Source organism: Thainema salinarum CENA647 (assembly GCF_057732415.1).
The window spans coordinates 3,481,250-3,497,126 of record NZ_JBYJZJ010000022.1 but is presented as its reverse complement, the minus strand read 5'-3'; the positions used below and the strand labels follow the sequence as shown (position 1 = coordinate 3,497,126).

At 46.5% G+C, this 15,877-nt stretch carries 9 protein-coding genes; 2 read left to right on the top strand and 7 right to left on the bottom strand.

The window, feature by feature from the left end:
* The first annotated feature begins 167 nt into the window (after positions 1–167).
* A complete protein-coding gene (locus AC286M_RS22085) occupies positions 168–713 on the top strand; it encodes a hypothetical protein (RefSeq protein ID WP_488206444.1) in 546 nt (181 codons plus the stop codon).
* A 90-nt stretch (positions 714–803) separates the two neighbouring features.
* Here the strand turns inward: AC286M_RS22085 and AC286M_RS22080 are convergent, their stop codons facing one another.
* The 6 genes from AC286M_RS22080 to AC286M_RS22055 form a co-directional block, all read right to left on the bottom strand.
* On the bottom strand, positions 804–1,262 hold the full coding sequence (locus AC286M_RS22080) for a hypothetical protein (RefSeq protein ID WP_488206443.1): 459 nt from the start codon (positions 1,260–1,262) through the stop codon (positions 804–806).
* Positions 1,263–1,361: 99 nt separating this feature from the next.
* Positions 1,362–7,175 (bottom strand): calcium-binding protein, encoded by a 5,814-nt coding sequence (locus AC286M_RS22075; RefSeq protein WP_488206442.1) that lies wholly within the window; start codon positions 7,173–7,175, stop codon positions 1,362–1,364.
* A gap of 1,114 nt (positions 7,176–8,289) precedes the next feature.
* The gene (locus tag AC286M_RS22070) at positions 8,290–9,492 is read right to left on the bottom strand and encodes a glycosyltransferase family 4 protein (RefSeq protein ID WP_488206441.1); all 1,203 of its coding nucleotides are present in this window, start codon (positions 9,490–9,492) and stop codon (positions 8,290–8,292) included.
* A gap of 310 nt (positions 9,493–9,802) precedes the next feature.
* Positions 9,803–10,246 (bottom strand): IS200/IS605 family transposase, encoded by a 444-nt coding sequence (gene tnpA, locus AC286M_RS22065; protein ID WP_488202591.1) that lies wholly within the window; start codon positions 10,244–10,246, stop codon positions 9,803–9,805.
* Between the two features lie 121 nt (positions 10,247–10,367).
* Positions 10,368–11,408 (bottom strand): DUF8738 domain-containing protein, encoded by a 1,041-nt coding sequence (locus tag AC286M_RS22060; RefSeq protein ID WP_488206440.1) that lies wholly within the window; start codon positions 11,406–11,408, stop codon positions 10,368–10,370.
* A gap of 78 nt (positions 11,409–11,486) precedes the next feature.
* Positions 11,487–11,723, bottom strand: coding sequence for a hypothetical protein (locus tag AC286M_RS22055; RefSeq protein WP_488206439.1), 237 nt, complete (start codon positions 11,721–11,723; stop codon positions 11,487–11,489).
* Positions 11,724–12,247: 524 nt separating this feature from the next.
* Between AC286M_RS22055 and AC286M_RS22050 the strand changes: the two genes are divergently transcribed.
* Positions 12,248–14,005, top strand: coding sequence for a ShlB/FhaC/HecB family hemolysin secretion/activation protein (locus tag AC286M_RS22050; protein ID WP_488206438.1), 1,758 nt, complete (start codon positions 12,248–12,250; stop codon positions 14,003–14,005).
* 83 nt (positions 14,006–14,088) lie between these two features.
* Here the strand turns inward: AC286M_RS22050 and AC286M_RS22045 are convergent, their stop codons facing one another.
* Complete coding sequence (locus AC286M_RS22045; protein ID WP_488206437.1) at positions 14,089–15,498, bottom strand: XDD3 family exosortase-dependent surface protein; 1,410 nt, start codon at positions 15,496–15,498, stop codon at positions 14,089–14,091.
* Positions 15,499–15,877: the final 379 nt, after the last annotated feature.

The following is a 15,877-nucleotide window of genomic DNA, read 5'->3' as shown; positions in this document are numbered from 1 at the left end:
TATAAGGCTTTCAGAGAATAGGTTTGAGTCCTATACCAGTTTTATACCGGTTTTCAGCTTGATAAAGCTTTCTTTTGTCTATGGTGAATACTTGGTTCCGACCCAGACGAAGATAGGTTGATGGATTTCGAATATGCTGCATTAATGCTCCACTTATTGAGTCACTTATGAATGATGAAATCCTAGCCGAGCAACTAAGAAAAACGGGCAATCTGATGGACTTGCTCAATGATGAGGCTTGGGTTCGGCAAGCAGATGCCGAGAACGCCAGCGATGAAGGAATTGTTGAGGCGGGGCTAGGGTCAAAGCCTTATGTCGAGATGCTTAAATGTGCCTCGCCGGACGCGTTGCGGCTACAGCGGTGGTATGTACAAGTGTTATCTGTCTTGCTACCCGAGCTGAAGAAGTGGTTAGAGTCGTGGCAGCTAGGACGGAGTTTCGAGGCTGTACATATGGAAGCGCAAAGACGCTTATACGGCCACCTGCGCCATCTCACACCCGAACAAACGGTTTGGATTGAGGCGCTGTTAGCAAAGGAAAAACATGCATTACCCAGTGAGCAAAAGGTCATTCGAGCGCAAGTAATTTTTATACTCACTCAGATATTTACTTCCGAGGACTGGCAAGCGATCGCAAATGTCGCTGCTCAAACGATGGCCAATGACATTTTACGGATGGGGCCAGGAGCGGCGGTTCCCACTGTCACTCTTTAAGCTCAGGTTCTAAATACAGAGCAAAAGTTGAAGAGCCTCTGAAAACTAGGCTGCCAATTGTCAATCTTGAGTAGATTCTTGACCCTTTCGCTATGCCGCTTTTTGCTTGGCTGTAAAGCTTTGGCTCTGAAGTTGCTCAAGAGTAAAAGCTAAATGAGCATGTTCAATATCGGCTTGCCGTAGGCAAGAAATCGAGCCTGAAGGATCGGATGGATATTCTTTGGCAATTAAAATTAAGCAAAGAACGTGTTGCTCAACCTGTTCAGTAAGTTGGCATAAGCTTTGATAAAGGTGTCGTAACGAGGTTACGTTACCATATACTATGGTCAATTCAGTACGCTTTCTAAACTGGTGTAACTGCCTTTGAGTTTGCTTGAGTTGGCGAATTTGATAGTTAATTGCTGCTGAGGGTGCGGGTAAATGCAACTCAACCGATTCATGAATTTGCCAGAGTTCTACTATCAGTTCTTGAATCACGGTCTGAGTTCGAGTTGCTGGGAGTTTGAAGAATCTGAGCTTGAGGGATTCTATTTGGCTAATATTCAACATAGTTAAATGCTGGAAAGTACTGTGGTTGCTATCGGTTTCGATTATTCCAAATTTCTGAGTTGGCCGATGGCAGGTACTGCCACCGGCCAACTAATTGAACTAGGAGAAGGTTGTGAAGTTGGAGCTAGTGAGTGTATCTGCTTGGACATCAACCAGCGTGGCCAAGACTTCTCCAGTGGTGGTGAAGCTGATTAACGTATCGTCAATCAGGTTACCAATTCCTTGCGTGATACTGAGTTGGTCAACGGTTAGACCGTCCGCCAATCCAAAGACATCTTGATGAACATTGAAATCTAGGATGGTGTCTAGACCTTGGCTGAATGCCATAACGAAAGTATCTGAACCTTCGCCGCCTGATAGCGTATCTTGACCCATACCACCATTGATCAAGTCATCACCATCTTCGCCATAGAGGACATCATCACCAGAGAATCCCGTCAGGATATCGGCATCCTTGCCACCGTGCAGAGAGTCATTGCCGCTGCCGCCGTCGAGGAAATCCCGACCATTGCCGCCATAGAGCGAGTCATCTCCCTCTTGGCCAAACAGCTTGTCATGACCACCATCGCCTTCGATGCGATCGCGACCGGATTGACCATAAAGGATATCGGCATTGTCACCACCGCTGAGTGTGTCATCGCCAGAACCACCATCCAGAATGTCTTCTCCCCGTCCACCACACAGTTCATCATTACCGGCTCCACCGTTAAGGGTGTCATTACCAGTGCCGCCGTCGAGGAAGTCGTCACCCATGCCACCTTCTAAGAGGTCGTAGTCTTTCTCACCATAGAGTCGGTCATTACCAGAACCGCCAATCAGCGTGTCATCTTCTGAACCACCTTTCATGTAGTCATGGCCAGAGCCACCATCAAGGATATCGTGACCGGATTGACCATAGAGGACATCGTTGCCAGAACCGCCATCCAACTGATCATTTCCTGAACCACCATCGAGGGAGTCATCTCCGGCTCCACCATCAAGGATGTCGTCTCCGCTGTTGCCTTCTAGATGATCGCGTCCAGCATCACCGGTTAAGCTGTCATCGTTAGAGCCACCCTTGAGCGAGTCATCGCCAGCGCCACCGAGTAGCGTATCGCGGCCGTCATCGCCTTCTAGATGATCATTACCAGCGCCACCATCAAGATAGTCTCGTCCGTAGCCACCATCTAGCGTGTCGTTTCCAGCCTGACCATAGAGAACATCATCGCCATCTTCACCTTTGAGGGTGTCATCACCGCGACCGCCATCGAGCAGATCATCTTCTGTGCCACCTTCTAGGTAGTCATGTCCGTCATAACCGTAGAGGGTGTCCTCATCAGCACCACCTTTGAGCGAATCGTTACCATATCCGCCTTCCAGAGTATCGGCTCCATCTTCGCCATAGAGGCTATCGTCACCGAGGCCACCTTCTAAGAGGTCATCGTCATCGCCCCCCTTGAGGGAGTCATCACCATCACCACCTTGCAGCGTGTCTTGATCGGCTCCACCGTAAAGCGAATCGTCATCTTCACCACCGCAGAGATAGTCATTGCCGTCGTCGCCTTCTAGATGATCCTCACCGGTATCGCCGGAGAGGACATCATCACCCTCGCCACCATCGAGCGTGTCATCGCCATCGCCACCGGCTATCTGGTCATCGCCAGCTTTGCCTTTAATGTCATCATCACCGTCGTTACCGATCAGGATGTTGGCTTGCTCATCCCCTTGAATGGTGTCGTCTTCATCAGAACCAATGACGTTTTCAATGCTGATTAATCGGTCATGATCGTCATAGCCATCGGTGGCGCGACCTTTTTCGAGATCAACATGGACTCCATCTGAATCCCAGTGGTAACTCACGGTATCGCTTCCAGCACCGCCATCCAGGGTATCGTCACCTGCATGACCGGCTATAAAGTCGTCACCATCCAGGGTGCGAATCAAGTTGTCGGAACTGTTGCCCATCACCACATCATCATGCTTAGAAGCGATGATGTTTTCGATATTGAGTAGCGTATCGCTGGAGTCTAGCTCGTCATAGACTTCGCCGGGATTAAGCGCAAATTCAGGTTCTGGATTGGTAATCTGCTGATCACAGCCATCGCAATGATCATAGTTGTGATGCTCGTAGCTATTCTCGTCATCTAGGTTGATCCGGACACCCACTGATGAGGTTTCAAAGCTGACTTCGTCTATGCCGTCTCCACCATCGATTAGGTCGGTGCCGTCCCCCCCATCGAGGTAGTCGTCTCCATCACCACCGTAGAGTTCGTCATCGCCAGTGCCGCCGAGAACGGTATCGTTTCCATCACCGGCATCAAGGATGTCATCGCCAGCGCCGCCATCAAGAACATCATCGCCAGCGCCGCCATAGAGTTCGTCGTTGCCGTCATTGCCGTTTAGAGTATCGTTGCCGCTACCACCTGTGACGACATCATCACCCGATCCGGCATTAATTAGGTCTTGGCCAGCTCCGCCATCTAGGTAGTCACTGCCAGCACCACCGTCAATCTGGTCATTGCCGTCGCCGCCTGTGGCTTCGTCATCGCCAGCACCAGCATCTAGGATGTCGTCACCATCACCACCATCAAGATAGTCATCCCCAGATGCAGCATTGAGGGTATCGTTATCATCCCCGCCGTCAAGGATGTCGTCGCCGCTGCCGCTGTTGAGAACATCATTTCCATCCTGACCATAGAGTTCATCGTCGCCTTCGGCACCGTCTAGTTGGTCATCGCCGCGACCGCCGTAGAGGGTATCGCTACCTGTGCGACCAAACAGTTGATCATTGTCATCACCGCCATCAAGGTAGTCACTACCGATATCGCCATCGAGATAGTCATTACCGGCTGAGCCAAAGAGGGAATCGTCACCGGCTTCGCCATAAACCTCGTCGTCGCCAGCACCGCCGTCGAGAGTGTCTTCGCCATCCCGACCATAAATTAGGTCAGCATCATCGCCACCATCAGCCGAGTCATTTCCTGCACCCGCGTCAATGAAGTCTTCACCCGCTGAACCGAACAGGTCATCATGGCCAATATTCCCTTCGATGTAGTCGTTACCGGCACCACCATCGAGAGTATCATCCCCTTCTTGGCCATAGATGTGATCCGCATCGTCACCGCCATCGGCAAAGTCGTTACCAATCCCGCCTTCAATTAAGTCTTCACCACCAGACCCAAACAGGCTATCATCATTCTCTTCGCCGTAAATTTTATCGTTGCCTGCTCCACCATCAAGAGTATCGTTGCCGGTGCGACCAAACAGCTCGTCGGCATCGTCGCCGCCATCGGCAATATCATTGCCAGTACCCGCGTCAATGTAGTCTTCACCTGTGGCTCCCTGAATGACATCATTGCCTGCTTCACCAAAGATGAAGTCGCCCTCTGAACCACCATCTAGCGTGTCATTACCAGTACGGCCATAGAGGTAATCAATCCCTTCATTACCGTAGAGTTCATCATTTTCGGTGCCGCCATCTAGTGTGTCTTGACCTAAGCCGCCGTGCAGTTCATCGTCACCTTCATTGCCGTAAAGCAGGTCATTTTCAGATCCACCATCGAGGAAATCGTTGCCTGCATTTCCTTCAATCGTGTCTTCACCGGATTCTCCGTAGAGAACATCGTTTTCACCTTGACCATAGATGGTGTCGTTTTCAGTTCCACCCCAAACAGTGTCATTACCTGCGCCGCCTTCAAGGAGATCATTACCAGCATCGCCCCAAATGCGATCGTTGCCATAACCGCTATCGCCTCGAACCCAATCGTCGCCGCCTCCGGCATGAATTTTGTCATCGCCATCACCACCACGAATGAAGTCATCATCGCCACTATCAGCAACACCAACTAGGTCGCCCCAGATAACGTCAATTCCTTGGTTGCCGAACAAGCTGTCTTGACCTAAACCGCCAACAATTGTGTCGTTGCCACGCTCACCGTAGAGGGTATCGTTGCCATCGGCACCTGAGACGTAATCGTTACCTTTGCCAGCAGTCACGATATTGGCCGCAGCATCACCAACAACAGTGTCATCAAAATCGGAGCCAACGACATTTTCAAATCCATAGATGTGGTCATGTTCATGAGTTGCTAAGAACTCATTAGTAACTTGAGTAAAATCAAAAGGTAGACCGCTGTGTCTTCCTTTAATCGTTAAGTTGGCTTCTAGATTGACATGTACTGAGCGAGGTGTATCGCTATAGCTAAGAGTGTCAAAGCCATCCCCACCGTATAGATAATCCTTCCCGGCACTGCCAATAACAACATCATCACCACCCAAAGCTTGGATAGTATTGTTTCTGTCGTTGCCAATCAGAATGTCGTCAATAAAGCCTGCGATGCCATATTGATTTAATTGAGTAATGGGTTGGAAGTCCCATTCTGTGCCTAGAATGGATTCCATATTGCGTAGGGTATCAACGTAACCAAACCCATCAAAAGCTTGACCCGCACTAATGCTATAGTCTGGCTCTAGATTGAGGAAGTACTCTTCAGGGTTTTCAGGACTGACTTCGCGATCAAAGAGCGCATTGCGATCGTGGTTGAAGCCTTTAGTTTCATCAATGTTGACTATTACAGGATTGGGAGACCAACGGTAATCAACGGTGTCACCATCTGCTCCACCATCAATGTAGTCGTTACCTGAACCGCCATCGAACCAGTCAGCGCCTGTTTCACCATAGAGAGTGTCATTGCCAATTCCACCATCAAAGGTGTCATCGTCAATTCCACCCATCATGGAGTCATCGCCAGAACCACCGTAGAGGTAGTCATTGCCTGCATCTCCATAAACAGTGTCATTACCCGCCTGTCCATAGAGATAGTCAGTATCATCCCCACCATGTAAGGTATCTTGCTCTGTTCCACCTTCTAAGGTATCAATGCCTGCATCACCCCAAAGTTCATCACTGCCTTGCTGTCCGTAGAGATAATCACCATCGCCTCCACCGTGCAGGGTATCTTGATCAATTCCACCTTCTAAGGTGTCAACGCCTGCATCACCCCAGAGCTCATCATTACCATCGTTGCCGTACAGGAGATCATTGTCGGCACCACCATGAAGTTCGTCATTTTCAGAACCGCCATGAAGTGTGTCATTCCCTTCATCGCCCCAAAGGGTGTCTTGATCTTCGTCGCCCCAGAGCTGATCGTTTTCGGTGCCGCCGTAGAGTTCGTCGTAGCCAGTGCTGCCAACTAATTCATCGTCACCTGCATCGCCCCAGAGCTTGTCGTTATCCGCATCCCCAAAGAGATAATCTTGGTCGTCTCCACCAGAGAGCAGATCGTCACCACCGCCACCGTGCAAGGTATCATTGCCATCTTCACCCATGAAGTGGTCAGCACCAGCACCACCTTCCATCGAGTCAGCCTGAGATGAGCCAAGGATGGTCTCTATATTAATTAGGATGTCCTGATAGCCGAAATTGCTTTCTGGATCAAAGATGTCTTCGTCACCAAAGCCATCACGTACTCGATAAACATCAAACCCAGCTAATTGACCAGCTTGAACATAAATTCCTTGGGAACTACCGGAGTATGCTGCGCTGTCAACTCCTTGACCTCCATCTAAGAAATCGTATCCTTCTCCTCCTTCCAAAGTATCATTTTCACCATTACCCCATAGGACATCATTCCGGCCTAGCCCTTTGATCACATCATCGCCTGAACTCCCTTCTATCCAATCATCGTCCTGTGTACCATTATTTTGACTAGAGATACCTTCAGGAAAATAAAATCCCTGAGGTTGCAGTCCGTAAACATACTCTTTAAAAGTATCTTTTGAACCAAACTTTTCGTTGCTCAAGTAATTTTCTTCATCAAAATTATGCGGGCTAAAATCGAATCCGCTTCCAGCAGCCTTAAGAATGCCAGCCATAAAGCTTAAAGGCTTATTATTCGCTGGTTGATCTAGAAAATTGGCAACTTTATCTGCCATAGATCCAGCTAGTTCCCACGGTGAAATAAAAGGACTTAGTATACCCAAAGAGAGTGACAGAGTAGCATGGAACTGTACTTGAAAGTATGATTTTATAGCATCAATGCTGAGATCATTTGGGGCACTGAGCTGAAAGTAAGTGACAGGATCTTGATCATTTATAAAGTTAGTTCCGATTAGATCTCCTGCCCTTAATATTGGTTCAGAACCTGAGACTTTTACTCTATTTACATCTCCTGCATTTGAGTAGTCTGTTGGTGATCCAAAAGCCATCACTCTTACTCTATCTTTGTCAGGAGATAGTACTTTTAAGGCATCTTCTATGAAGAAGTTACCTTGAGAATGCGCAATGAAAACTGTTGAATTATTCCGATCCTCATTTAGGAACTCTGCCATGCCAGGCAGCCAGAAACTATTCTCAATCGCACTGGGATATGATTCATCTATCCAAAACTGCTGTAATACCTCTCTGAGGTCATTACTTATCAAGGTGGCAACAACAGCTTCAGATAAGTTATCTACTAAGCTTTGGCTCGTAAAAGCTGCATCAATAACATTACCAATGATATTGCCCACATTGGCGGGATTAAGTATTATTGACCAGGCATTCTCAAGAATGCCTAATGAATCTTGAGCAACGTCAAGCCAACTTTTTAGAGATCTATTATGATGGCCGTCAAGTTCTACAGAACTAAATTCATTTGCTACTGAGTCTAGCTTAAAAGCATTGCTTATATTCTCGATACTGTTATTGAAGTCTTCTGAGGTGTTCCCCACACCATTCACATAAAATAAGGTGGTTGTTCCTCTTTCATTGACAATTGATTTTAGTAATTCGAGAGTTTCTGGATTGTGATTAGACATGACTAGTACCTCAAATGCTGAAAATACAAAAACAGAACAAGACAAGACGCGACCTAAACTTGTTAATCAATATCCAAGACAAGAAAAAGTAACCTTGCCAATTTAAATCCTTACTACGATGAACTCTAAAGTTATTTGCTGACTGAAAGACTTTTGGAGCTCTAAGCCTGAGTTTTGTAATCAAGTGAAGACACGGTGAATATCCTTTTTTAACTTGGAGATGAAAAGAGCAAAATCGCCCACTTACTTGTTAAGCATTAAGGTGGGCGATCTGCTTCGATAGACCTTGAGCCAAGTCAAAGCGAGCTAGAGCCATCTCTCTGGCTTGAAAACACATTGATGCTGCCTGGTCTGAACAATTCAGAATCGTTTCAACCTGAGCAGAAATATCTTCTGAAGAAAAGAAATTAGCCACCAAACCGTGGATGCCTTCAGTGATGACTTCCTCAACTGGCGTAGTACGAGACCCCACAACAGCACACCCCGTCGCCATCGCCTCCAACAACGACCAAGACAAAACAAACGGTCGCGTCAAATAAACATGGACAGAAGATGCTTGTAAAACCTGCAAATATTGACTGTATGGCAACAACCCCGTGAAGTGAATTCGCGATAAATCCAAATCCAATTCCTCTAACGCTTTTTGTTTATAAGTCCGGCCATCCGGCAGCGGTTTGCCATAAGCCACCCGGTCTTCTCCTACAATCACCGCGTGACAATTCGGTCGCCGCTGCTGCAACAGTGCCAATGCCTCCATAAACTGCGGAAAACCTCGATAGGGTTCCATCCCTCGTGCCACATACGTGACTAACTCATCCACATGAGATAAATCCAAACCAATTGACGGCAGCACCAACTTTGCTCCCGGATTAGGCCGGAAATAATCCGTATCAATGCCGTCATGAATCACCGTTAGCTTTGACTGAAACTCCGGTGGAAACTGCTGATACTGCCACTGCGTCGGTGTAATGCCCTTATCGCAAGCTTCCAAGTCCAGTAAAATCGGCGTATTCTTCACCCGAATCCGCGCCTCATTATCCGCCGTCAGCGGATCAGCCGGATCAAAATCAGCATCACTCCCATGAGCGCGATAAAACCACTCAAAGTAGCCGATATAAGTTGCCTTCGGGAAAATATCCTTGATAAACATGCCCGCGCCCCAACCCGAGTGGGCATACACCACATGGGGATAAAACCCATCCGCCTTGAGCTGCTGCGCCATTCGATAAACCGCCTGCCCCTGCAAGACTGCGTTTTCCAATGGCCGCACATAGCGATGAGTCGCTGAGTCAGCCTGCCGGGTCGTTTTGTAGTAAGCCTTTTTCACTCCGGGCAAACTACCTTCCTGACGCATCGTGCCAAACACCACTTCGTGATTGGGGTCTTTGGCTAGAGCTGTTGCTAAATGGCGAAACTGAGCTGGAAAATTGGGATGCAAAAATAGAATCTTCATAGCGTTGAAGACCAAACTAAAGAATCATGAGAGTTGAAAATCTGTTGATTGAGCGCGTTGACTACAGTGGAAGCAGTTGCGATCGCACTTAATGCTTATTAATGAGAAACGATTCGAAGAAGCTTTTGTTATCGCACTCCAGCACATGAACCGATTTATTGGGCGAGTAAGTTGATGCTGGATACATGCTTTACATCAGCTTCAAATATATATCCGTAGTTACACGGCCAGTTTATGCAGCTAAAAAGAAATCGCTTGAAGAAAAAATACCAAATGAAATACCCCGCCGCAAGCGGACGGGGTATCAGAATCAAAAAAGAGCAAGTTGATTATCCCGATGCAATTTGAGGTAATCTTTGCCTTGGGCTTGAACATATTTGGCGATCATTCCTTCATCCCCGTGGCGGCCTACTGTACTCGCAAAATATCCATCACTCCAAAACTCGCCTCCCCAAAGTTTCTGCTTCACTTGAGGGCATCGTTTGAAGACTTCTCGTGCAGTTAAACTTTTCAGCATCGTTACCAGTTTGGTCACACTATAGGTCGGCACGGACTGCACTAGAAAATGGACATGGTCTTTGTCCACTCCAATTTCGACAAACTTCACCTCGTAGCGTTTCTCGATTTCGAGGCAGACCTCTCGCAGAACCGCATCTACTTGCTCATCAAACACAACCCGTCGATACTTTGCTGGAAACACTAAGTGGTATAGCAAAACTGTTACGTTATGACTCTTGTGGATGTACTCACTCATTCTTAGATCTTACGCCGCAGAGCGGCGGGGAATGGACCCCAAGAGATTCAAAGCGAAAACACTGAGGAGGCTAGATTTGAGATGAGTTGCGATCTCAGTTCCAACATACAGCTACTGCAGCTTAGTCTTTAAGCTTTATTAATGAGATTGCAGCTAGGCCGATCAATCCAATGAGGAACGAGGGTTCTGGGACTTCTGATATCTCTGGTTCTTTCAATGCAATTATTGAAAACTTGGCTGCGGGTGTATCAAACTTGAGCCAAATTGGAAACGCCAGGGGGTCATCAGTTTCTACTAGTGGACCAATCCCTGTAATACTGAAAGATGATACACCTGAGCCGAGTAGCTCTACAAAATTTACCCGGTCGTGAATGCTAAATAGACCCAGCTTTAGTTCTCCAACCGCAACTGAAAAGACACCATCACCGTCAATTCCAATTGGAAAGCCTAAAATTTCCGTAAACAGAGAGTTAGATGTCATCTCATATTGAAACCCTGATGCTAGAGGTGGATCATACCAGCGACCGCTTGGCACCCAACCAAAATTCCATCGTCTAGGCTCTGTAAGATCTGGCAGGATTAGATTTTCCTGCGAGCCACCCGATAATGCGCATTTCGACTCAAAAGATTGAGGAAATCTAATGATTACGTCAAAACAAGTAGGATTTCTGGAACCTGGGATTAGATCCGATGGATACGGATTCAAAGTGCCATCATGATAAACCCACTGTTCCTGTTGGTTCGTAACAACAATTCGCCAACCTGGAACAAGAGCCATTGAGCAGAAGATATCAGGATGATAAAACCCCCCACAGCCATCTGGCCAATTCACAGGTTCTGCAACTGCGATCTCTAACTGCTCGACTGGAATACCTAAATCTTGAGATGCACGATTTAAAATCCAAGACTTATGCTCCTGAGTAAACGTGTCTTCTCGTGGATACCAAATTTGAGTGGGTAGTAGATTAGATATAGGAGTAGTTAGTGGATTAGATCTAGGAGTGGGCAGCGTAACAAATGAAGGATCCCAGACTGTGTCAGGATACTGTTCTGGATAAAACTTCAGTGCAGAGGCTGGCTGGGTAGTAAAGGTTGTAATTGAGAGTGTTGCGATCGCAGTTGCTGCAACTCGCGGAATAAATTTGTACCATTGATTGTTCATAGAATTCAAGCGGCTACCGAGTAGTGGTTCATATACTCCTCACGTAAAGCTCAGTAGATTTATGCAGAGTAGCGAAAATCACGGTAGAGCAATTAGTAAAGTTAACCCCCGTCGCCCTAAGACAGCGACTACTGTGCCTGGACAGATACAGGTTTGCAAATCAGCATCAGCAGCAAATTGAGCAAACCAGTATGTTGATCGCCAGTGAACCCTTCCAGGCTGATGAGGTGCGATCTCAATTACCACAACGGCAAGATCTGATGTATCGACTTTGCTTAGCCATTGGACAGGTTGAGGATCAAAAAATGAAGACATCGGTAGCTGCCTCCTGTAACTGTTGAATTACCTTTGGCTTGAGACTGGGCGCTGGAAGGTACAATCTTTAAGGTTTCAGGATGTGTACTATCCTAGACCTGAAAATCTAAGATCTGACGTTGCAAGCAGATAGGTTGCTTGTCAGCTTCATAAAAAACTACCTTCTTATCATTCCTGTCGATGCTCACCTCAAAATTATGCAAAGCATTTTATTTTTTGGCAAAAAGTATCTTTTAGTGATTCTTAATGTTACGTTAAAAACCACTGCTTCAGAGTCTTGGCTGTGCTTTTAGATGTGCTGCACGTAATTTCAATTAATAGAGCTGCATAAAATCCTTGAACTATTTTTGATTATGTAGATAGAGGTTAGTAGTGCTTATAAACAATAAATATTTATGTGGATTGATTTTGATGGAAGCTTACGGATAAGCAATGTACAAATTAATCAAAGTAGTACTGTCACATAAGCCGTTGGCAGTCTTAAGTCATCTCCTACGATACATACGATACAAGGGAAGTAAGCGATGAAAATTTTGTGTGAACATATCAGAAAATCGTTGATAATGAGTTTTCTGTTTCTATTAGGTATCAACTTCTCTGCATTTGCACAGACTCCGGTTCTACCACCTGATTCTCTTACTCCTCCTCAACAAGATCTTGAACCAGACCCAAGCCTTATCGAAGAAGATGAAGAACTGCCTAGGCTAGAAGAGTTATTTCCGCAGGATGATCAAATGTCTCCTAGTTCTGATGAATCAGTGCCAGTACCGGAAAATGCAGCTATAGCGTTTACTAGTTTTCGTCTGGTAGGCAGTATGGCATTTGATGATGAAGAACTGACTGCTGTAATTCAAGAAAGGGTTCAAGAACAATTGCCATTACTAAACGATCGCGATGCCTCTTTTTCTGAAATTAGACTGATTTCACAAGTTGTCTATGATTATTATCGTGAAAATAACTATTTACTTGCAGGTCTAACAGTTGTACGTGTTGACGAAAATAAGGTTTTAGTACTCCAAGTTGAAGAATGGGAAATAGCAAATATAGAAGTTTCTGGATTACAACGGTTACGTTCCAGCTATGTTTCCTCGCGCCTCTCTTTAGCAATCGATACACCTGTTGATGTTGGTAAATTACAGGATGCGTTGCGTCTATTGCAAAGTGACCCTTTAATTGAAACTTTTGATGCCACACTCATACCGGGAATTCAGCCTGATGATGCGGTGCTGCGAATTGAAGTTAATGAAGCACCCACATTTGCAGCTGATTTCAATGTTAACAATAATCGCTCTGAAAGTATTGGTAGCACGGAGCGGGGCGTACAGCTACGAGAGGGGAACCTTTTGGGTTTCGGAGACGGGCTGATGCTCTCGTATGACAATACGGACGGCAGTAACAGTTTTACTGGACGCTATACAATACCTATTACTCCACGTGACACAACGCTGTCACTTAGCTATGCCACCAGTGACAGCGAAATTATTCAACCACCGTTTGATGTTTTTGACATTCAGTCTACGTCGCGCTATTACGACTTAACACTGCGTCATCCTATTGTTCGCACGCCTGAGCAAGAACTAGCATTGGGCATGACCCTGTCTCGATGGGAAACAAAAAGCGAGTTTTTAGAAGGAACGCTGGGTCAAGCTATACCGCTCCAAACCTTGGGTAGCGATGAACAGGGCCGGACACGGCTGTCAGTTATCCGGTTTACTCAAGATTGGACGCAACGCGATCGCAACTCGGCTTTAGCACTGCGATCGCAGTTTAACGTGGGCTTGGATGCGTTTGACTCTACGATTAATGAGCAAGCTCCAGATAGCCGATTTTTTAGTTGGCAGGGACAGGGCCAATACGTACGTCGCATAGCACCTGACACGCTGCTCCTGTTGCGTGGAAATGTACAGTTTGCTGATCGCCCGTTAGTGCCGTTGGAGCAGTTTGCCTTGGGGGGAGTTAGCACGGTGCGAGGCTATCGTCGAGATGCAGTCACTACAGATAACGGAGCACTTTTTTCTGCTGAGCTCCGAATCCCAATTCTGCGGGTACCTGAGCTAGGCAATGGTTTATTGCAGGTCGCACCCTTTATCGATGTGGGCTGGGCTTGGAATAATGGGGATTTGGAACCTACGGCAGACCTGCTAGCTGCGAAGGGACTAGGGTTGCGGTGGAGATCGGATGCCATAACTGCTAGCCTCGACTACGGCATCCCCCTCACCAATACCGCTAATTCCCTTGGAGATTCCAGTCTTCGCTTTTCCCTTAGTATCAGCCCATTCTGACGTACTTATGCTTCTACCAACACTAATGCCCATACCTCCACTCAAAAGGCATGGGCAAAGCCAAAAGTTTGTTTTGTTCCAGTCTATTTCCCGTTACGGAACCATCGCTTTGAAAACCAACCGGCCACACCTAGAACAACTAAACCAGCTATAGAAGCAGGCTCAGGAACTGTTGGTGGAGGACCTGAGATATTCCTAATCTCAAAACTTCCCGTTTCCGTAGTCATACCCATTTGAATTGCAAAAGGTATATCTGCCCCGGGAACAACTAACGACTCATCCCAAAAGATTTTGAAGCTAGAGATTGGTCCACCGACTAAGTCAGTGAAATTGAGACTGGTGTCAGGCCCAACCTCAAAAGTTGAACCATCTAAATCGATAATAAACTGATCTTCTTTAGAAATGCCGCATGGAAAATCAAAAATTTGAGTAAACAGTGTTCCCTCTGCGGCCACTATTTCCATGCCTGTCCAAGCGGGTGGATCGTACCATTTATGACTAGCAACATCGTAAAAGCGCTTCCACTCACCCTCGATCTCTTCATCTGGAATCAATGATTTTAGTTGACCGAGAGTAACCGGGCAGTCTTCTGGCGGCGGCGGTGGTGGCGGTGGTGGTTCCGGTGATAAAAAGTTACCAAGCAAAGCCATTCCGTCATTAATACACTCAGATAGAAGAGTCGCGATGAAATCACCAACAAAGCCTAGAGGTTTTTCAAAGCTGAATCCAAAGATTTCTGAACCTTCCTCAAAAAAGAAGTCAGACTCGAATCCAGCCGCCTCTAGCTCGGCCTGATTACGTAGAGTAATATCTGCAACTTTAGTACCAGAGCCAATGTTACTCGGCATAAAGGTACTAGGATCGGATATAAAGCCTCGTGAAGAGTTATAGTCTGAGTAATACTCGTCACTCCACCTTAAATCTCCCATCCATGCGTCAAGCCCTTGACGGGGTTGTACTCCAATAACGTTGTGGGAATAAAGATTTGACCAGCCAGCATTGATGTCAGAAACACCGATGCCACTAACCGTCTGATACAGCCCCAACTCCGATACGCCAGAGTCATTGTTTTCAGCAAAACGAACAGCCCAAAGTTGACTGTTATCACTAGATTGCCGAAAACCATCAATCCCTGTAGTGTTAACGAAATCGAAAAATAGATCGCCCCAGCCAACGTTACCGTTAGGAACTGGATACCCGTTAATTTCGTTGCTAGGTACAGAGCGACCTGTGATTGGCAAATTGCCATTTAATCCTACCCAAACCGTATTGTTCTCAACATCATCCTTAATCGCAATTCCATAGGCTTCATAGATGGTGCCACCTGCCACTACGCCACCTGCACCATCTCCAGCAAGACTGTCGTAGCCTACATCGATGGCGTACTGCCAACCATTGTGGAGCACAGCCGCCGCTACAGGCGATGTGCCTAGGCTGCTAAATCCCAAACTAGCAGCAATTAAAACACACGGTTTTAGTGGTAAATGCTTCATATTAAAGAGACCTTTCAAATGGATAGAAGCTTAGCGGCAAAGAAAAAAGAACTTAACAGGGAAGCATAACCAGACTCAGGTATTGTGATGCAGAGACCGTTCATGTGTGACTAACACTTTCGGTTTACTACGTATTATTACTTAAGCAAGGACATAAGATAGGCTACCCGAATAATTGGGGGTTAGTCAAGTTTTTAACCGGGTCACATGAGAGAAGCTCAGTGGAAACCCTTATTAATTTAGGTTGTAGCCGTTGAGTTGGCCTTATTTAGCCTCCCTAAAGCCTTTTCATGAAAAGCTTTTACATGCTCATGCTTTTTTATCTAGAGGCGCATCCATCCAATATGCATTTAGGCTCAAGCTTCATAGAAACTTCACA

Excerpts from the sequence above, each read along its gene's own strand:
- AC286M_RS22085 (WP_488206444.1), top strand. The coding sequence starts at position 168 with ATGAATGATGAAATCCTAGCCGAGCAACTAAGAAAAACGGGCAATCTG.
- AC286M_RS22080 (WP_488206443.1), bottom strand. The coding sequence starts at position 1,262 with ATGTTGAATATTAGCCAAATAGAATCCCTCAAGCTCAGATTCTTCAAA.
- AC286M_RS22075 (WP_488206442.1), bottom strand. The coding sequence starts at position 7,175 with ATGGCAGATAAAGTTGCCAATTTTCTAGATCAACCAGCGAATAATAAG.
- AC286M_RS22070 (WP_488206441.1), bottom strand. The coding sequence starts at position 9,492 with ATGAAGATTCTATTTTTGCATCCCAATTTTCCAGCTCAGTTTCGCCAT.
- tnpA (WP_488202591.1), bottom strand. The coding sequence starts at position 10,246 with ATGAGTGAGTACATCCACAAGAGTCATAACGTAACAGTTTTGCTATAC.
- AC286M_RS22060 (WP_488206440.1), bottom strand. The coding sequence starts at position 11,408 with ATGAACAATCAATGGTACAAATTTATTCCGCGAGTTGCAGCAACTGCG.
- AC286M_RS22055 (WP_488206439.1), bottom strand. The coding sequence starts at position 11,723 with ATGTCTTCATTTTTTGATCCTCAACCTGTCCAATGGCTAAGCAAAGTC.
- AC286M_RS22050 (WP_488206438.1), top strand. The coding sequence starts at position 12,248 with ATGAAAATTTTGTGTGAACATATCAGAAAATCGTTGATAATGAGTTTT.
- AC286M_RS22045 (WP_488206437.1), bottom strand. The coding sequence starts at position 15,498 with ATGAAGCATTTACCACTAAAACCGTGTGTTTTAATTGCTGCTAGTTTG.